Source organism: Novosphingobium sp., assembly GCF_039595395.1.
Lineage (GTDB): Bacteria > Pseudomonadota > Alphaproteobacteria > Sphingomonadales > Sphingomonadaceae > Novosphingobium.
Genome location: NZ_JBCNLP010000006.1, coordinates 1,486,242 through 1,503,294, shown reverse-complemented (window position 1 = coordinate 1,503,294; position 17,053 = coordinate 1,486,242). Strand labels below are relative to the sequence as shown.

The 17,053-nt window shown below is 63.1% G+C and carries 16 protein-coding genes and 3 pseudogenes; 13 read left to right on the top strand and 6 right to left on the bottom strand.

What is annotated here, in order from left to right; all coding sequences use genetic code 11:
• Positions 1-154 precede the first annotated feature (154 nt).
• The 3 genes from ABDW49_RS26185 to rsgA all read left to right on the top strand — a co-directional run bounded on the left by ABDW49_RS26185 (position 155) and on the right by rsgA (position 2,976).
• Positions 155-1,342, top strand: a complete 1,188-nt coding sequence (locus ABDW49_RS26185) for a PHB depolymerase family esterase (RefSeq protein ID WP_343616601.1) — start codon at positions 155-157, stop codon at positions 1,340-1,342.
• A gap of 448 nt (positions 1,343-1,790) precedes the next feature.
• On the top strand, positions 1,791-1,913 hold the full coding sequence (locus ABDW49_RS26180) for a hypothetical protein (RefSeq protein WP_343616599.1): 123 nt from the start codon (positions 1,791-1,793) through the stop codon (positions 1,911-1,913).
• Positions 1,914-1,920: 7 nt separating this feature from the next.
• Positions 1,921-2,976, top strand: a complete 1,056-nt coding sequence (gene rsgA, locus ABDW49_RS26175) for a ribosome small subunit-dependent GTPase A (RefSeq protein WP_343616597.1) — start codon at positions 1,921-1,923, stop codon at positions 2,974-2,976.
• Positions 2,977-3,248: 272 nt separating this feature from the next.
• On the opposite strand, the gene ABDW49_RS26170 is transcribed toward rsgA, so the two are convergent.
• Positions 3,249-3,665: a helix-turn-helix domain-containing protein gene (locus ABDW49_RS26170; RefSeq protein ID WP_343616595.1), complete on the bottom strand. Its 417-nt coding sequence runs from the start codon at positions 3,663-3,665 to the stop codon at positions 3,249-3,251.
• A 67-nt stretch (positions 3,666-3,732) separates the two neighbouring features.
• Here ABDW49_RS26170 and ABDW49_RS26165 point away from each other — a divergent pair, with 67 nt between their 5' ends.
• On the top strand, positions 3,733-4,578 hold the full coding sequence (locus ABDW49_RS26165) for a methyltransferase domain-containing protein (RefSeq protein ID WP_343616593.1): 846 nt from the start codon (positions 3,733-3,735) through the stop codon (positions 4,576-4,578).
• A gap of 1 nt (position 4,579) precedes the next feature.
• On the opposite strand, the gene ABDW49_RS26160 is transcribed toward ABDW49_RS26165, so the two are convergent.
• On the bottom strand, positions 4,580-5,239 hold the full coding sequence (locus tag ABDW49_RS26160) for an NAD(P)-dependent oxidoreductase (protein WP_343616591.1): 660 nt from the start codon (positions 5,237-5,239) through the stop codon (positions 4,580-4,582).
• Positions 5,240-5,499: 260 nt separating this feature from the next.
• Here ABDW49_RS26160 and ABDW49_RS26155 point away from each other — a divergent pair, with 260 nt between their 5' ends.
• Both ABDW49_RS26155 and ABDW49_RS26150 read left to right on the top strand, forming a co-directional pair.
• Positions 5,500-6,396: a LysR family transcriptional regulator gene (locus ABDW49_RS26155; RefSeq protein ID WP_343616589.1), complete on the top strand. Its 897-nt coding sequence runs from the start codon at positions 5,500-5,502 to the stop codon at positions 6,394-6,396.
• A gap of 98 nt (positions 6,397-6,494) precedes the next feature.
• Entirely contained in the window at positions 6,495-6,890 is a 396-nt protein-coding gene (locus ABDW49_RS26150; protein WP_343616587.1) for a carboxymuconolactone decarboxylase family protein, read from the top strand.
• On the opposite strand, the gene ABDW49_RS26145 is transcribed toward ABDW49_RS26150, so the two are convergent.
• On the bottom strand, positions 6,881-7,747 hold the full coding sequence (locus ABDW49_RS26145; RefSeq protein WP_343616584.1) for a LysR family transcriptional regulator: 867 nt from the start codon (positions 7,745-7,747) through the stop codon (positions 6,881-6,883). The genes ABDW49_RS26150 and ABDW49_RS26145 overlap by 10 nt on opposite strands.
• A gap of 93 nt (positions 7,748-7,840) precedes the next feature.
• On the opposite strand from ABDW49_RS26145, the gene ABDW49_RS26140 reads away from it, so the two are divergent.
• Positions 7,841-8,287, top strand: coding sequence for a cupin domain-containing protein (locus ABDW49_RS26140; protein WP_343616582.1), 447 nt, complete (start codon positions 7,841-7,843; stop codon positions 8,285-8,287).
• A gap of 2 nt (positions 8,288-8,289) precedes the next feature.
• On the opposite strand, the gene ABDW49_RS26135 is transcribed toward ABDW49_RS26140, so the two are convergent.
• Entirely contained in the window at positions 8,290-9,183 is an 894-nt protein-coding gene (locus ABDW49_RS26135) for a LysR family transcriptional regulator (protein WP_343616580.1), read from the bottom strand.
• A gap of 129 nt (positions 9,184-9,312) precedes the next feature.
• Between ABDW49_RS26135 and attM the strand changes: the two genes are divergently transcribed.
• Both attM and rlmJ read left to right on the top strand, forming a co-directional pair.
• Complete coding sequence (attM, locus tag ABDW49_RS26130) at positions 9,313-10,104, top strand: N-acyl homoserine lactonase AttM (RefSeq protein ID WP_343616578.1); 792 nt, start codon at positions 9,313-9,315, stop codon at positions 10,102-10,104.
• Positions 10,105-10,575: 471 nt separating this feature from the next.
• On the top strand, positions 10,576-11,406 hold the full coding sequence (rlmJ, locus tag ABDW49_RS26125) for a 23S rRNA (adenine(2030)-N(6))-methyltransferase RlmJ (protein WP_343616576.1): 831 nt from the start codon (positions 10,576-10,578) through the stop codon (positions 11,404-11,406).
• 622 nt (positions 11,407-12,028) lie between these two features.
• Here rlmJ and ABDW49_RS26120 read toward each other — a convergent pair.
• Positions 12,029-13,196, bottom strand: a pseudogene (locus tag ABDW49_RS26120) (IS3 family transposase).
• Positions 13,197-13,262: 66 nt separating this feature from the next.
• On the opposite strand from ABDW49_RS26120, the pseudogene ABDW49_RS26115 reads away from it, so the two are divergent.
• The 4 genes and pseudogenes from ABDW49_RS26115 to ABDW49_RS26100 all read left to right on the top strand — a co-directional run.
• Positions 13,263-14,105, top strand: a pseudogene (locus ABDW49_RS26115) (IS3 family transposase); the annotation flags it as partial.
• Positions 14,106-14,156: 51 nt separating this feature from the next.
• Entirely contained in the window at positions 14,157-14,909 is a 753-nt protein-coding gene (locus ABDW49_RS26110; protein ID WP_343616574.1) for a hypothetical protein, read from the top strand.
• A gap of 29 nt (positions 14,910-14,938) precedes the next feature.
• Positions 14,939-15,427, top strand: coding sequence for a DUF1543 domain-containing protein (locus ABDW49_RS26105; protein WP_343616572.1), 489 nt, complete (start codon positions 14,939-14,941; stop codon positions 15,425-15,427).
• Positions 15,428-15,528: 101 nt separating this feature from the next.
• Positions 15,529-16,776 carry a DUF2252 family protein gene (locus tag ABDW49_RS26100; protein WP_343616571.1) on the top strand — a complete coding sequence of 416 codons (1,248 nt, stop codon included), beginning with the start codon at positions 15,529-15,531 and terminating at the stop codon, positions 16,774-16,776.
• A 102-nt stretch (positions 16,777-16,878) separates the two neighbouring features.
• Here the strand turns inward: ABDW49_RS26100 and ABDW49_RS26095 are convergent.
• Positions 16,879-16,968, bottom strand: a pseudogene (locus ABDW49_RS26095) (transposase); the annotation flags it as partial.
• Between the last annotated feature and the right edge of the window lie 85 nt (positions 16,969-17,053).

The window sequence follows — 17,053 nt, the reverse complement described above, 5'->3', positions numbered from 1 at the left end:
CTTTCATACGAGGCGAACGTCGTTTCTCGCCGGCGGCCCTTTGGCTGCGTGCGGGCGTTTGATGCCCTGGATGTTTCGGTCGCCCGCGGGCTACGCCGCCATCTTCAGTCCCCGTTTGTGCCAGCCCTCATTGCCTGGGACGGTTTATTGTGCGATGCAGCAACCATTCATGCTGCATGTGCGATATGATACTCGCGCCGATCACTGTCGGTGCTGGAGACCCATCATGGTGCAATTAAGCTCTGCTGCAGCGCAAATGGCCAGGTTGGGCGCCAGTAGCCGCTCGGGAATCGGGGGCGTCGCTCCTGATCGCCTGAGCGATATGACCGACTTCGGATCGAACCCCGGTGCCTTGTCGGCGCGTTTCTATGTGCCTGCCGGAATGGCCGCCGGCGCGCCGCTGGTCGTGGTTCTGCATGGATGCACGCAAACCGCCGGTGGTTACGATCACGGGGCGGGTTGGTCTCAACTGGCCGACGAACAGGGTTTTGCGCTGCTGTTCCCGCAGCAGGAACGTGCGAACAACCCCAACCTCTGTTTCAACTGGTTCTCTCCGGTGGATGCCCGGCGCGGATCGGGTGAAGCCTTGTCGATCCATCAGATGATTGTGGCGATGCGGGCAAGGCACCGGATCGACTCGGATCGTATTTTCGTCACCGGGCTGTCGGCGGGCGGTGCCATGGCGTCCATCATGCTGGCGACCTATCCCGAGGTTTTCGCAGGCGGCGCCATCATCGCCGGCCTGCCCTTCGGGGCGGCGCGTTCAGTTCCCGATGCCTTTGCCCGGATGCGCGGCGATGGCTATCCGTCCGACGCGGAACTGGCTGCCGCGATCCGCCATGCATCCGGCCACAAGGGGCCCTGGCCACGCATCTCGGTGTGGCAGGGGGGCGGGGATCAGACCGTGGCGCCGTCGAATGCGGAACGGATCGTGGCGTCCTGGCGGATCCTGCATGGTCTCCCCGATGAGCCGACGCAGCGCAGCGCCACGGGCGGTGTCCGGCATGAGTGCTGGAGCAATGCTGACGGCGAAGCGGTGTTGGAGGCCTATAACATCGCAGGTATGGGCCATGGTACGCCGCTGCGCACAACGGGCCCCGGTGGTTGCGGAGCCAGTGGCCCATTCATGCTGGATGTGGGTCTGTCCTCCACACGCCAGATCGCGCAATTCTGGGGCTTGGGAGAGGCCATCCCATCTGAGGATGCCGACATCGATCCAGACAAGGCTGCGCCATTTGAGCCTGCTGCGGACGCGAGCGCGTTTTCATGGGGCGGGACAAGACCTGCAACGGTTGGCGCCGTTATCACGGATGCCTTGCGCAGCGCGGGTTTGCTGCGCTGATCCCCGGCGAGATGTTGCTGGGGCTGCATGAGGGATAACCCTTGCTCATCATGGGGTGTCAGCGGCTGGAAAGCCCTCGCTCCGGATTGTCGCTGACCGCGCTGTGCTCTTGCCGGTCCTGCCTGCTCTTGCGGGCTGAGGTGGAGGCGATGCCCGTGGCTTTGGCCTTGGCGATCGCGCAACTGAGCACATTGATAAAAAGCCGAAAGATAAGCTCTGAGGCACGGTTCCGGCATGCTATGCATGCGGGGGCTCGGGGTGGTTGATGGCGTATCTCGAGATGGGCACAACGAGGAGCCCGGCAGGCCAGGCCGCAAGAGCACCGGTCACGTCAATGCGATCACGCCTTGTCACCGGTGGCTTTTCATGAGCAAGAGGCTGGCATCAGCGCTTTGCTAAGGCCAATCGGGCCAAAGTGGCGGCTGATGCCCAGCAGACAGGATCGAACATGTCCAACATCCGCACCGCCAACAAGCGGCACAAGCGCTCACTCACCCTGACACTCGCCCGCAGCAAGAAGCAGGCAAAGGCCCCCGCCGAAAAAGCCAAGACTGCCAAGGCCAAGGGTTGACTTTGCGATGGTGCGTCCGCTCGATTCCGACCTGGACGCAAGTTTGATTGAACTGGGCTGGACGCCATTCTTCAGTTCGCAGCTTTCGCCCGACGATCGGGCAAGCCTGTGTCCAGTCCGTGTCATGGCGGTTCGCCGTGGCAAGATCGCCGTGAGCGGCTTGATCGCTGGTGCGGTGTCCGAACGGTTGATCCCGCCCTATGTTGCACAGGCTCAGGGTGAAGACTCGCATGCGACGGTCGGTGACTGGCTGCTGATCGATGAGGCAAGTTCTCAGATCGCGCGCATCCTGCGGCGGGCCAGCCTGTTCACCCGCCGCACGCCGGGCAATCAACGCAAGGTGCAGCTTATCGCTGCCAATGTCGATACGCTGTTCATCGTGGCGTCGTGTGATCAGGATTTCAATCTTGCCCGGCTTGAGCGCTATCTGGTGATGACGCGCGAGGCGGGGGTGACCCCGGTGGTCGTGCTGACCAAGGCTGACCGGGCCGATGATCCGGAAGTTTTCGCCCATGCGGCGCGCGCTTTGCACTCCGACCTGCAGGTGATCACCGTCAACGGCAAGGATCTGACAAGTGCCGGCCGCCTTGCGGCGTGGTGTGGCCAGGGCAAGACAGTCGCGCTGATGGGATCATCCGGTGTGGGTAAATCGACACTGATCAAGACGTTGACCGGATCGGAACGCATCATCACGCAGGCGGTTCGCGAAGGCGATGGCAAAGGGCGCCACACCACCACCGTGCGGGAGATGCACCGGCTGGATCAGGGGGGCTGGCTGATGGACACGCCCGGCATGCGTGAGCTTCATCTTTCCGAAGCGGGCGAGGGGCTGAAGGAGGTCTTCGATGACATCCTGTTGCTGGCTCAGCAGTGCCGCTTCTCCAATTGCCGGCACGATGTCGAGCCTGATTGTAACGTGCGAACCGCAATCGCTGCTGGCGGATTGGATAAGGCAAGATTTTTGCGCTGGCGCAAACTGACATTGGAAGAGTGTGCGAGTGCAACAGCGCGCTCCACGCAATCACGCACTTCGCAAAAACGGGGTCAATCTTCAGGTCGATAAGCGATTGCAATCGCCGTTGATCAAATGGAGAGCGGATGCTTGAGAACATGCGAAAATTTTAATCGGCGCGCACGCTTTTTTGTGTATTCCGGAAAATCACCTTTTAAGCTGACACTGGCATATCCTGCCGTTCATTCACGCCCGGTGTCGCCCGAAAACGTCACTTAAGCGCCAGTTGGGCAAAGGGGCGCCCCACCACGATTCCAGCGGCCAGGTCGCACGTCTTCCAGATGCTGCCAGCGCAAAGCAGAGGAGACATTATGAGAGCAACCTTAGGTGCGCGCTCTTGCCTTGCGCATTTTTTTCGACGCGATGGTCATCAACCGGCGAAAGGAGGAACATTGCCCGTGGCTTGGCGCGGGGCAGGCGACGGCATGGCGCAATCCGTCACGCCGGGCGATCAGGCTGCGGATCTTCCGATCGATCTCCTCGGCCTTGGCTTCCAGCTGCGCGCGCTCCAGGCGAATGTGGCCCTCGCGCTCCAGCATCGTGCCGATCTCCTCCAGCGAAAAGCCGGCTGACCGGCCCAGCGCGATCAGGGACAAGCGCTTGAACACCTGCGCATCGAAAGTGCGGCGCAGGCCATGCCGCCCCACGGACTCGATGAGGCCGCGTTCCTCATAATAGCGCAAAGCAGAGGCCGGTATGCCGCTGCGGCGAGCGACCTCGGCAATGTCGAACAATCCCATCTTGACCTCAACTTGGATTGAAGTGGCAGAATGGCCGCGACTCGATGACGGTCACAAGGACAATCTCATGAACGATCACACCTCCAAACCTGCCGGCTGGAGCGGTGCGCAAGGCCAAGTCTGGGCCGATTTGCAGCCGATGCTCGACAGGCTCTTCATGCCCTTTGAGCGCTTGCTGGTCGATGCGGTCGCCAAGGAAGGCGCGCACCGGGTTCTGGATATCGGCTGCGGCGCTGGCGCGACCAGCCTGGCGATTGCGCGCCATATGGATGGCCAAGGCCATTGCACCGGGCTCGACATTGCCGAGCCGCTTGTCGATGTCGCGCGGCGCCGGGCGCAGCTTGCGGGCCAGACCAATGTCAGCTTTCTCTGTGCCGATGCGCAGCGCCATGCCTTCGCATCCGAGAACCATGACGCCGTCGTCTCGCGCTTCGGCGTGATGTTCTTCGACGACCCTGTCGCCGCTTTCTCCAACATTCGTCGGGCGCTGCGCCCTGGCGGCGCGCTCATCTGCATCGCCTGGGCGCATCCCGCTGACAATCCCTTCATGGTCGTTCAAGAACGCGCTGCAACGGCTGTACTCGGGCCGCAGCCTGCCGCCGATCCTCTCGCGCCTGGCCAATTCGCTTTTGCGGACCGGCACAGGGTGCAAGACCTTCTGACCGAAGCGGGCTGGCATGCCATCGAGATCGAACCCATCACCGTCTCTTGCGCCATGCCGGTCGAGGATCTGTCGATCTATGCACGCCGCATGGGGCGGATCGGCGCGCTGATGCCCGATCTCGACGCAGAGTTGCAGGCCAGGCTCGAAGCCGCGCTGGACGCGGGCTTCGCGCCTTTCATCGCGGATGGCATGGCCCGCTTCGATGCCGCCTGCTGGATGATCCGCGCCTGCAACCCACAGACGATATAGGCTAGCCGTCGATCCCGCTGGCGCCCTCCCGGTTCAGGCGCGCCAGCAGGCTCGATGTGTCCCACCGGCCACCGCCCATCGCCTGCACCTCGGCATAGAACTCATCGACCAGCGTGGCGAGCGGTAGCTGGGCGCCATTGCGCCCGCCTTCCGCCAGGCAGATGCCCAGATCCTTGCGCATCCAGTCGACCGCGAAGCCGAACTCATAGCGGCCCGCCTGCATGGTCGATGCGCGGTTCTCCATCTGCCACGATCCGGCGGCGCCCTTGCCCAGAACCTCCATCACCGCCTCGACCGGCAGACCGGCCCGCTGGGCGAAATGCACGCCCTCGGCCAGCCCCTGCACGACGCCGGCAATACAGAGCTGGTTGACCATCTTGGCCAATTGGCCCGACCCCGTCGGCCCGAGATGGCGGCACAATCTGGCATAGCTGGCGATGGCGCCCTCTGCCTTGCCGACATCCTGCGCGTCGCCGCCGCACATGACCGTCAGCACGCCGTTCTCCGCTCCACTCTGGCCGCCCGAAACCGGCGCATCGACAAAGCCGAAGCCGCCTTCCGATGCGATGGCATGGAGTTCGCGCGCCACCTGCGCCGAGGTGGTCGTATGATCGATGAAGACACTGCCCTTGCGCATGGCCGCGAGGCCTTTGCTGCGCATCTGTTGCGGCATGGTATCGGAGTGACGGCCGGGGGGCAATTTGCCGCTCAACCTGGCCACGCGCCCAATGGTGTTCGGATGGCTCTGGCATCGCCTCCTCTCGACGATCTGGAGCGGGCCCTTGCGATTGTGGCCCGGATCGCTCTGGAACCTGCGCGGGACGAGGTCGAATGACCCAGGTGGCAGGATGCGGCCACACGGATTGAAGCCTTCCCCGTCAATGGCCTATGAGGGGCGATATTGAAGACCATGGAGATTGAATGGACCGTCTCGAAAGCATGGCCGTGTTTGTCGATGTGGTGCAGGCGGGCAGTCTGGTCGCGGCGGCCGAGCGGCGTGGCCTGTCCCCCAGCATGGTCGGCAAGCATCTGCGTGCTCTGGAGGAAAGGGTCGGCCTGCGCCTGTTGCAGCGCACCACCCGGCGGCAGAAACTGACCGAGGCGGGGGAACTCTTCCTCGAACGCTGCCTGGCGGTGCTGCAGCAGGTCGAGGCGGCGGAGGAGGATACCGGATCGCTGCGGGGAGGCGTTGCAGGACTGCTACGCATCTCGGCGCCCACATCTTTCGGTGTGACCCGCTTGTCGCCCGCGCTGGCCGCCTTTCGGCAGACGCATCCCCGGATCGAGGTCGAACTGATGCTCAGCGACGCCCCGGTCGATGTGATTGGCGATGGGGTGGATGTCGCGTTTTTACTCGGACCGTTGGCGGAATCCGGCTTGATCGCGCGGCCCTTGGAGCAATTCTACCGGATGATCGTCTGCGCGGCGCCCGACTATCTTGCCCTTCGGGGCGTGCCGCAGGTGCCGCAGGATTTGGCCGACCATGATTGCCTGGGCCATACGCGCTGGGGGTTGCGGCATGCCTGGCGTTTCATGGCGGGCGAGGAGATGATCGAGGTTCCAGTCCGTTACCCTCTGCGGATCGATCATGGTCTGGCTTTGCGCGAGGCGGCACTGGCCGGAGCCGGGATCATCCTGCAACCCCATGCGCTGGTGAGCGAGGACATTGCGGCGGGCCGTTTGCAGCGGCTGTTAAGCGATTATGAGGCGAGGGGGCGGCAACTCTATCTGGTCTATGCGCGCGATCGCGCGGCACCGGCCAAGCTGCGTGCTTTCGTCGATTTCGCGCTCGAGCGTTTTGGTCTAGTCAAGGGCTGATTGCGTACTCTGGGGGTGTAATCCTCGCACTGCGCGGGGCTGTTTCTCTCTATCGATCATCGGGCAGATCAGAGGCTCCAACCAAGGAGACGCACCCTATGACCGCCCCCTCGATGCCCCGTGATACCGAAGCCTATGCCCGCGGCCTTGCCCTGTTCGAGCGCCTGCATGGCGGGCACAGCGGCGCCGGTCTGGCGACCTCGCGCGACGAACTTTGCCCCGATTTCCTGACGATGACCATGGAATGGGCTTTTGCCGGCGTGCTGGACCGGCCAGGTCTCGATCTGGTGACGCGCGAATTCGTCATCATCGCCTGCTGCGTGACGCGCGGCTATCTGCCGCAACTGCGCGCCCATATCGAGGCGGCGCTGGTCGCGGGCGCCACGCGCGAGCAGATCGTCGAGGTGATCGTGCAGACCCAGTTCTACGCGAGCGGCGCGGCAGCCAACAATGCGCTGGGTGTGGCCGCCGAGGTCTTTGGGCTTCAGGCCTGAAGCGCCTGCGCCAGATGATCGGCAAAGGCCCGCACGCGCGGGATCATGTCGGCGCGGGTGGGAAAGGCCAGCTTGAGCCGCGTAGGGCTGAGCGTGACCATGGGGAGCAGGCGCAAGATCAAGCCCTGCTCCACCATCGGCTCCACCATGCCGGTGGGCAGCAGCGCGCAGCCGAACCCTTCCAGCACCAGCGAGCGGGCCATCAGCAGGCTGTCGACCTCGATGGCGGGCTCGGGCAGGGGGCTTGAAAGCACCTGCCGCTCCAGAAACTGCCGCAGCCCCGATCCCGGTGCGATCACATCGCCAAGCTCGGCCAGACTGTCGGGCAGACCATGGCGTTTCACCCAATCGGCACTGGCGCAGAGCATCCAGTCGATCTCCAGCACGCTGCGCTCGACAGCATCGGGTGGCGAGCCGTCGCCCATGCGTAGCGCGATGTCGATGTTCCGCGCCACCAAATCGAGCCGGTCGCCGGTATGCAGGATCTGGAATCGCACCAGCGGATGCTGGCGGCGAAAGCTGGTGATCGCGCTGGCCACCAACTCCGTGGGGAAATCGGCGGGCAAGGTCAGCCGGATCAGCCCGCTGAGCGCGCCATGCTGGCCCTGCATCGCATGCAGGCCCTGCGCCAGATGGTCGAGCGGCGCCTGAGCCATTTCGTGAAGCTGTTGCCCCTCCTCGGTCAGCACCAGGCTGCGGGTGGAGCGCTTGAACAGGCGCAGGTCCAGCGATGCCTCCAGCGACTGGATATGCAGGCTGACCGTGGAGCGCGGCACACCCATGCGCCGCGCAGCGGCACTGAAGCTACCGGCACGCACCACTTCGGCAAAGGTCTGGAGCAGGTCGAGTTTGATCATTGTCCATTCTTCTGGCCAATCATGTCGGTTCTGCAAGGATAATCGGGCGGATCGCGCAAGGCTAGGAGGGAGCATCACCCAAGGAGACGAAGCATGACCGATAACACCCCCGCCGGCAGGCTGACCATCGGCGCCACCGCGCGCTTTTCCGGCATCGAGGCGGGCATTCTGCTGGGCGGCGAGGCGGCGCCACTGACCGTGATGCGGATGCTGGTGACGCAAGGGCAGGGCGCGCCGCTGCATATCTCGCATGATGAGGACAAGCTGTTTCGTATTGTGCGCGGCACCTTGCTCTTCGTGATCGGCGAGGACAGGATCACGGCGACAGAGGGCGATACACTGTTCGTGCCGCGTGGCACCGTGCATGGCTTTTCCGCCCAGGGCGGGCCGGCGGAGATGCTGCTGGTGTCCACCCCAGCCCGACATGACCGCTTCTTTCAGGCCATGGATGCCTTGCCCGTGCCGCATCGCATGGAGGATGTTGCGCAGGTCTGCCAGCGCTTTGCCCAGAGCATCGTCGGCCCGGTGGTGGCAGGCTGAGCCTACCCCAGCACTTGCTGCGCCCTGGCTTCCAGCCTCGAGAGCAGCAGGCGCAGGCGAGGCGGCATGGGCCTGCCCGGAGCATAAAGCGCATGGAGACCGAAGGGCGGGACGGTGAACGCTGGCAACAAGGGGATCAGCGTGCCCTGCCGCACATCGTCCGCGCAGACCGATTGCTGCAACACGCCGATCGCCCCTCCGCCCAGCAGCAGCGCATGCAGGGGGCGCCAATGGCTGACGGTGATCATGGTCTCGATGGGCGCGGCCACCATGCCGCCATCAGGTGCGTGCAAGGGCAGGCGGTTGCCGTGGAACAGCCCCGCCACCCGTGCAAAGCCGTGGCGGGCAAGGTCTGAGGGGCTTTCAGGCCCGCCATGCCGTGCCAGATAGGCGGGCGAGGCCACCAGCACCCGGCGCACCATGCCCAGCCGCCGGGCGATAAAATGCCCCTCGCCGACTGGCCCGAGGCGCAATGACAGATCGACGCCTTCGGTCACCGGATCGACAACGCGATCATTGAGCACCAGATCGATCCGCAATTCGGGATGGTGTTCACGCAGGTCGAGCAGCACCGGCGTCAACAAAACCTCGCCCAATCCATGGGGTGCCGCGATCCGCAATGTGCCGCTGACAGGCTGGTCCTTGTGCGCGACCGCCATGGCATCGTCAGCCGCCTCGATGGCGAGCTTGCAGCGCTCGTAAAAGGCCGCCCCGGTGTCGGTTACGGACATCGCCCTGGTGTTCCGCCGCAGCAAGGGTTCGCCCAGATGCGCTTCGAGCCGGGCGATCCTTTCGCTCACCGCCGGCTGGCCCAGACCCAGATCCCGCGCGGCGGCCGAGATGCTGCCCCGTTCCACGATCCGCACGAAGACGCGCATGGCTGCCAGAGTGTCCATGCGGACTTATCTATCGTGTTTTCCGATAATTGAAAGCGGATTGGGCCACCTACCGATCGGGTGATTCATCGCTCACATGCAAATCCGGTCTGGCGCGCAGGGCGGCAGGCGGCATGTTGAGAGGTCCCCATGAACGACATCAGGCTCTATATGTTTCAATCGGGCAGCCAGTGCTGCAAACTGCACGATATCAAGATGAATCAGGGCGATGGAGCCGATTACACCATCCCCGTGCCGTGGTTCCTGCTCACCCATCCCAAGGGGCATGTCGTCATTGATGGCGGTCTGGCGGCCGAGGGGCTGGCCGATCCGCGGGCCTATTGGGGCGACGCCGTGGATGCTTATCGCCCGATTATGAGCCCTGAACAGGGCTGTGTCGCACAACTGGCCAGCCTGGGCATCGCGCCGGAGGCGGTGCGCTTCGTGGTGCTCTCGCATCTGCATTCGGACCATAGCGGCGCCATCGGTCGTTTCCCTGAGGCGACCCATGTGGTCCAGCGGCGCGAATATGAATATGCCTTCGCGCCCGACTGGTTTGCCGCGGCAGCCTATGTCCGCAAGGATTTCGACCGACCCGGTCTTAGGTGGCACTTGCTCGATGGCACCGGTAGCGACGGCCACGACCTCTATGGCGACGGCGTGTTGCGCATGATTTCCACGCCTGGGCACACGCCGGGACATCAGTCGTTTCTGGTCACCTTGCCGCGCCATGGCGCATTTCTGCTCGCCGCCGATGCTGTTTATACGCTCGATCACTGGAACGAAAGGGCCTTGCCCGGCTTCATGGCCTCGGCGGTGGATGCGGTGAGGTCGGTGCAGGCCTTGCGCGCTCTGGCGGAACGGACAAACGCACAGGTCGTGACCGGTCATGATCCGGATGCTTGGCCAGCCTTCAGGCAGGCGCCGGCCTACTATGATTGATCGTTCTGGATAGCGCGACGCTGATGTGATTTTGAGCCCGGTCGGATTGGCGTAGTGAGCGGCGCCCGTTTTTTCGGAGGGCTTGGCCATTCAGTTTCAGCTGAACAAAGGCCTGATTTTGATGATCGCGAAAGAGCATCCGAACGTCACTTCTGTCAGCGCTCCCGGTGGGGGCCGGGCGGCGTCTGAACCGTCTGGTCTCGACCAACTCAAGTCATCCGAAATTGAGTGGATGCAATTTCGCTCCTGACACAAGCAGACTCGGACGCGAACATTCCCATGTGTCCGGAGCCTTGCGTCCTCACCTCTGTTGACGATTGCTAACGCGGGCTTGAGGCCTCGCGCAAAAGTGCTTTGAAGGTTTCCGCCTGACTCTGTACGGGCTCCGGATTTGTTACTTCAATCGACTCGCGCCCGGCTTCTCCGCCCAGCAGCTTGTCTAAAGGCAGATCGTCAGGGTTTTCCATTACAATGAATTATCGCCATTCCTTCCATGCCGGCAACAGCGCCGATGTCGTGAAGCACAGCCTGCTGATTGCCCTTGTGCGGGCCTTGCAGCACAAAGAGGGCGCGCTGACCCTGATCGACACCCATGCCGGCTGCGGGCTGTACGACCTTGATGGCGACCAGGCCCAACGCACGGGCGAGTCCACGCAAGGCGTAGCGCGGGCCTTTGCCGACCCGAACCCCTTGCTCGACGACTACCGCGCCGCCGTGCAGGCGGTGAATGTCGGGACCAAGGCGCATCTCTACCCCGGCTCGCCGCGGATTCTGGCGCAGCTTCTGCGTCCGCAGGATTTGCTGATCCTGAACGAGAAACATCCGGAGGACGCTTATACTCTGCGCGGCGTCATGCGTGACACATCCGCTGCCATCCATGAGCGCGACGCCTACGAGCTTTGGCTGGCGATGGTGCCCCCCCGCACCGCGCGCGGGGTGGTGGTGGTCGACCCGCCGTATGAGCAGACGGACGAACGCAAACGTATCACGGCCACCCTGGCTGCGGCTTACCGCAAATGGGCGCATGGCGTGACGGTGATCTGGTATCCACTGAAAGACCGCGCCACGCATGCGCAGTGGAAGCACCAGTTACGCAAGCTCGGCATCCCGAAATTTCTGTCGGTGGAGCATTGGTTGTACGATAACGATCAGCCCGGCATCTATAACGGCGCAGGCCTTTTTATCGTCAACCCGCCCTACGCCTTCACGCAGGCGCTACCGCCTCTGCTGGAAGCCCTGCGCGCCGCGCTGGCACCCGAGGGGCATTGGGGTGAGCTCACAGCCGATTGGTTGAGCGATTAAAATGAACCAAAATCACCTCCCTTTCCCAAAGGAGGAATTGCCGCGCTGCAGGTCTCGCAAACAATGTCTCTCGTGAAATGCACTCGCTGTCGGAGGTTGGCTGGTGACCATCGCTGCTTGTGCTCCACGTTCACCGGTCAACGCTGGCAGGTCCGCTTTCTCCGAAAAGCAGTCGATTGCCGAAGGCGCTGGGCGCGGTGGCTAAGTCCCAGGGGACGTTGTTCAATCTCGGTGGGATGTCGGTGAATGAACGGCGGGAAGCAGGGATGGCTTCCGAGGGGGTGAACGGCGTTTCTGTTGGCGGAAGAGGGCAGGGGAGTCACCTGGCTGGTTGGTGCTGGGTTGACCGCTGGATTGTGGTTTCTGGAACGGCAGCCCTTAGGTTAGAAAATGCAAAAGCGGCCTATATGCCATACCTTCTCGTCGCACAGGGTAAGGCGGTGGCTACGGTTCGCACACATGATTTGCACAACAGCGCTGCGGACGAATCCGCCTTCAGTGCATAACTGATCGCTGATCGTCCTATACTTATTGGCTCCAGAACGCCGGAGAGGGCAGTCCGGGCGCAGCAGGGACGTGCCTGCGTAGTGATCGGCCCCCACTGAGTGGTCCGTGTTGATTGTTAGTGCATTGTTGCTTCCGGCGCCATGGCCGACCGTAGGTGGAGCGCAGCGGAACCGGAGGGCGGCCATGGCGGCGTCGCTGTTTCCGGTGCCGGCGGTCGATAGCCGAGCGAGCTGTGCGGGCGGATGGTGTTATAGTGCCGCCGCCAGGCTTCGATCAGGATCTTCGCCTCGGCCAGCGTGTAGAAGATCTCCCCGTTCAACAGTTCATCGCGCATCGAGCCGTTGAAGGACTCACAATAGCCATTTTCCCATGGGCTGCCGGGCGTGATGTAGAGCGTCTTCACACCGATCCTGGCCAGCCATTGCTGCACGGCCGTGGCGATAAATTCAGGACCATTGTCCGAACGTATATGTGCCGGCGGGCCGCGAGTGATGAACAGATCGGCCAGCGCCGCCAGCACATCCTCGCTTCTGAGCCGTCTCGCGACCGGCAAGGCCAAGCACTCCCTGCTGGCCTCGTCGATGATCGATAGGATGCGGAACTTGCGGCCTTCGTGGGTGCGGCCCTCGACGAAGTCGTAGGACCACACATGCCCCGGATACTCGGGTCGCAGCCGGATGCACGATCCGTCATTGAGCCAGAGACGGCCGCGTTTCGGCTGCTTCTGCGGCACTTTGAGCCCCTCGCGCCGCCAGATGCGCTCGACCCGCTTGCGGTTCACGTGCCAGCCGGCATCGCGCAGCAAGGCCGTCACCCGGCGATAGCCATAACGACCATATTGCCGAGCCAGAGCGATGATGTCCTCTGTGAGAGCTGCTTCCTCGTCTGCCCCGCGGGGGCCTTGCGCTGTGTCGATCGATGCTGGCCGAGCACACGGCAGACCCGCCGCTCGGAGACAGTCATCATCCCTTGGATGTGGTCGATACAGCGACGTCGGCGCGCGGGGCTCAGTAGTTTCCCCGTGCAGCCTCCTGGAGGATCATCTTGTCTAGCGTTAGGTCCGACACCGCCTGCCGAAGCCGAGCATTCTCGCGCTCCAAGTCCTTCATCCGCCGCGCCTGATCCATCTTCAGGCCGCCATACTCCTTGCGCCAGCGATAGTAGCTCTGTTCGGTGACGCCGATCCGTCGGCAGGCATCCGCCACCGTCCCACCCTGCGCCAGCACGATCTCCGCTTCACGCAGCTTGCCGATGATCTCCTCCGGCTTGTGCTTCCGAGCCATTCCATTCCTCCTTCGTGATCCAGACTATGATAGTCGATGGGCCACTCAGAAGGGGGCAGATCAACTGTCTCCGAGCGGCGGGTCTGCCGTGTGCTCGGCCAGCATCGATCGACACAGCGCAAGGCCCCCCGCGGGGCAGACGAGGAAGCAGCTCTCACAGAGGACATCATCGCTCTGGCTCGGCAATATGGTCGTTATGGCTATCGCCGGGTGACGGCCTTGCTGCGCGATGCCGGCTGGCACGTGAACCGCAAGCGGGTCGAGCGCATCTGGCGGCGCGAGGGGCTCAAAGTGCCGCAGAAGCAGCCGAAACGCGGCCGTCTCTGGCTCAATGACGGATCGTGCATCCGGCTGCGACCCGAGTATCCGGGGCATGTGTGGTCCTACGACTTCGTCGAGGGCCGCACCCACGAAGGCCGCAAGTTCCGCATCCTATCGATCATCGACGAGGCCAGCAGGGAGTGCTTGGCCTTGCCGGTCGCGAGACGGCTCAGAAGCGAGGATGTGCTGGCGGCGCTGGCCGATCTGTTCATCACTCGCGGCCCGCCGGCACATATACGTTCGGACAATGGTCCTGAATTTATCGCCACGGCCGTGCAGCAATGGCTGGCCAGGATCGGTGTGAAGACGCTCTACATCACGCCCGGCAGCCCATGGGAAAATGGCTATTGTGAGTCCTTCAACGGCTCGATGCGCGATGAACTGTTGAACGGGGAGATCTTCTACACGCTGGCCGAGGCGAAGATCCTGATCGAAGCCTGGCGGCGGCACTATAACACCATCCGCCCGCACAGCTCGCTCGGCTATCGACCGCCGGCACCGGAAACAGCGACGCCGCCATGGCCGCCCTCCGGTTCCGCTGCGCTCCACCTACGGTCGGCCATGGCGCCGGAAGCAACAATGCACTAACAATCAACACGGACCACTCAGTGGGGGCCGATCAATCCTTTCGCCTGGGCGGTGCGCGATCTGGCCGATGCGCGCCGGAGCCACCGCACCAGACATGCCCAGCCGTGGCGCTATGCGTTGCTGCGGATGCATGAGCCTTTCGGCCGGATCGTGCCCCTGTTGTCGAAGCGCGATCTGGGGCGTTTCGAGCGTGGGCTCAAGCGCTGCTTTACAGACAATTACGCCGCTGTGCCGCATCTCTCGATCCGTCGCCTGCTGGCGATGCATGAGGCCGGGGTTCTCGCGGTTAAACGGCTGGGCGACAGTTATGAGTTGACGCGCGAGGAGCAGGGGTGGCGCATCCGTTCGGCAGGCCGCGACCTGCGTTTCGACGCCATGGCCGATGCGCGTGGGCAACAGGCGCTGGGCTTGCCCGACTTTCCTTTCCCCACATTGCGGCTGCAGCTTTGCGCGCATGCTCTGGCTCATCATCGGGATGGCGATGAAGGGCTACCCCCGAACAGCGGCGCGAATGGTTACAGTCTCGATGCTTATGATCCGGCGCTGTCGCGTATCCATTGTCTGGCCTTGCCCTTCCTGCTCAAACGCCATCCTTTCATTCAGGGGCTGGTTGAAAGCGCGGCCATGGCGCGGGCCAGCGTCGCGGTCATGCTGGAGCCGGCAGATCACCGTGTGCCGCGTGATGATCTTGAGACGATGATCGCGCGGCTCGGCGACGATACCATCGTCTATTGTGGATCGAGCGGGGTCTTCACCATCCCCCGCACGCCTTCGGTCAATGGGGAGGCAACGGTGCAATCATGAGCCATCTTTACATTATCGAAATCGGCGGCGTGTCCGGCGACAGCCTGTTCGAGCAGCACGTGGTTCACGCCATGGTCGTGCCAGACGAGCGCAGCATGATAGAAGCCTGCCATAAGCGTTTTGCCGCAAGCTTCGAGGCGGCCCATATCGACGGTTGGGTGGCGATTGCGGTCGATTCCGAGGATCAGGGCCATGCTTTTAAACCGGCAAGCCGATGCTGGTTGCTGGAAATGGGGCGCAACTCACAGGCCTTTCTGCGTGAGCAGCATGATTACCGTTTCCTGCAAGCACCCAGCGCGCGCGACGCCATCGCGACCTTGCGCAAGGAGATGCCCGGCTGGCACATCGACAGCGTGGTCGATGTCGACCGCCTGGCGCATGAACGCGGCTGGCGATTGACCCGCAGCGAAGCCGATGCTTTGCCCGACATGTGTCAGGTGGCGCGCTACATTCGCTTTGATCGCATGGCTCCCGCCTTGCCGCTTTTAGAGGCAATGGGCGGCGTGTCGAAAGATTGATCGACGCTGCGGAACACTGGAAATTTATGTCTGTTTTATGTCTGCGATGGATGATCCGGCCATTCGGGCCGCTGTGCTGAAACCATCATCGCAGGAGATATATGGGCAAAAGCGCAAGGGTCGTTCAGACAGTTTCCCCCGATCATCGCGGAGCGGTTCTGGTCGCCAAGCGGCATCTCAAGATGGCGCGATCAGTGCATGCCTATGTGCGCGGCAACACGGAGAAATTCTACACCTGGCTGGCTGCTTCGCCCATCGCCCGGAACCTGCCAGAAGGTCCTGCGATCTGGATCTGCGGTGACTGTCACCTCGGCAATCTTGGGCCCATCGCCGATGAAAACGGCAAGGTCGAAGTTGCCATCCGCGATCTCGACCAGGCGGTGATCGGCAATCCGGCCCATGATCTTATTCGCCTCGCCCTCAGTCTGCAGACCGCCGCTCGGGGGTCGGACCTGCCTGGGATCGTCTCGGCGCGGATGATCGAGGCGATGATGGAGGGCTATGAAAGTGTTTTTCGCGATCGGGATGGCAAGCGGGACGATCAGGACGAGCCTGTGACCTTGCGCAGCCTGCGCAGGCGGGCATTAGGACGCAGATGGAAGCATCTTGCCCGTGAGCGGCTGGAGGATCTTGACCTTTCCCTCCCGCTCGGCAGGAAATTCTGGCCTTTGCGCTCCGAGGAGCGTGAGGCCATGGCTACCCTTGTTCAGAGCGATGAGGTTCACCGTATCGCCCTGACCGCTTGCGGAAACACGCCGGGCCGTCAGGCGGAAAGCGTAAGGCTGATCGATGCGGCCTATTGGTGCAAGGGCTGCAGTTCGCTGGGGCAGTTGCGCTATGCCGTGTTGATTGCGGTTCGCGATGCGCAGGGCGAGGAAACCCCTGCTCTGGTCGATATCAAGGAGGCCGCGCCTAGCGTTGCGCCTCATCGTGCTGGCGCACTGATGCCCGCTTCCCCGGCCGATTGCGTGGTGACAGCAGCGCGGGCCCTCTCGCCGCAATTGGGTGAGCGCATGGTGGCGGCCCATCTGTTGGGCAGGCCGGTCGTGCTGCGTGAACTGCTGCCCCAGGACCTCAAGCTGGAAGTCGAGCAGTTCAGCCGTGGCGAGGCCATTGCTGCGGCGCGCAGCCTTGCTCAGGTGGTCGGGCGCGCGCATGCCCGTCAGATGGACGCTTCGCAGCGGACTGTCTGGCTTGCGACCCTGCGTGGCGGACATGCCTGGGACATTGCAGCGCCTTCGTGGTTATGGGCCGCCACGGTCGATCTGGCCGCCGCGCATGAACGAGGCTACCTCGATCATTGTCGCCGCTTTGCGCTGAAACAGGCTGATCAAGCGGTTGAAGGTTGATCATGGCTGCGCAGTGGACCTGTTGGCTGAGATTCTTGACCAAGCGCAGAGGCACAAATGGACCGGCGCAATACCTGGGGGCAAGGCTTGCGATAAGGGGCGCCGGGCGGCCTGTGCAACCGCTACCCCGCGCTCCTTCACCAATCTTACCGCCTCAAGCTTGAACTCGCGGCTGAACTTCCTTCGTTGCATCGATGCTCTCCGCTTGATGAAAACACCTTATCTCGGTGTCCTTCAAACCGGCAGCAGGCCAGACCGGGCGCGATGATGACCTTAG

Excerpts from the sequence above, each read along its gene's own strand:
- ABDW49_RS26185 (WP_343616601.1), top strand. The coding sequence starts at position 155 with ATGCAGCAACCATTCATGCTGCATGTGCGATATGATACTCGCGCCGAT.
- ABDW49_RS26180 (WP_343616599.1), top strand. The coding sequence starts at position 1,791 with ATGTCCAACATCCGCACCGCCAACAAGCGGCACAAGCGCTCACTCACC.
- rsgA (WP_343616597.1), top strand. The coding sequence starts at position 1,921 with ATGGTGCGTCCGCTCGATTCCGACCTGGACGCAAGTTTGATTGAACTG.
- ABDW49_RS26170 (WP_343616595.1), bottom strand. The coding sequence starts at position 3,665 with ATGGGATTGTTCGACATTGCCGAGGTCGCTCGCCGCAGCGGCATACCG.
- ABDW49_RS26165 (WP_343616593.1), top strand. The coding sequence starts at position 3,733 with ATGAACGATCACACCTCCAAACCTGCCGGCTGGAGCGGTGCGCAAGGC.
- ABDW49_RS26160 (WP_343616591.1), bottom strand. The coding sequence starts at position 5,239 with ATGCGCAGCAAAGGCCTCGCGGCCATGCGCAAGGGCAGTGTCTTCATC.
- ABDW49_RS26155 (WP_343616589.1), top strand. The coding sequence starts at position 5,500 with ATGGACCGTCTCGAAAGCATGGCCGTGTTTGTCGATGTGGTGCAGGCG.
- ABDW49_RS26150 (WP_343616587.1), top strand. The coding sequence starts at position 6,495 with ATGACCGCCCCCTCGATGCCCCGTGATACCGAAGCCTATGCCCGCGGC.
- ABDW49_RS26145 (WP_343616584.1), bottom strand. The coding sequence starts at position 7,747 with ATGATCAAACTCGACCTGCTCCAGACCTTTGCCGAAGTGGTGCGTGCC.
- ABDW49_RS26140 (WP_343616582.1), top strand. The coding sequence starts at position 7,841 with ATGACCGATAACACCCCCGCCGGCAGGCTGACCATCGGCGCCACCGCG.
- ABDW49_RS26135 (WP_343616580.1), bottom strand. The coding sequence starts at position 9,183 with ATGGACACTCTGGCAGCCATGCGCGTCTTCGTGCGGATCGTGGAACGG.
- attM (WP_343616578.1), top strand. The coding sequence starts at position 9,313 with ATGAACGACATCAGGCTCTATATGTTTCAATCGGGCAGCCAGTGCTGC.
- rlmJ (WP_343616576.1), top strand. The coding sequence starts at position 10,576 with ATGAATTATCGCCATTCCTTCCATGCCGGCAACAGCGCCGATGTCGTG.
- ABDW49_RS26100 (WP_343616571.1), top strand. The coding sequence starts at position 15,529 with ATGGGCAAAAGCGCAAGGGTCGTTCAGACAGTTTCCCCCGATCATCGC.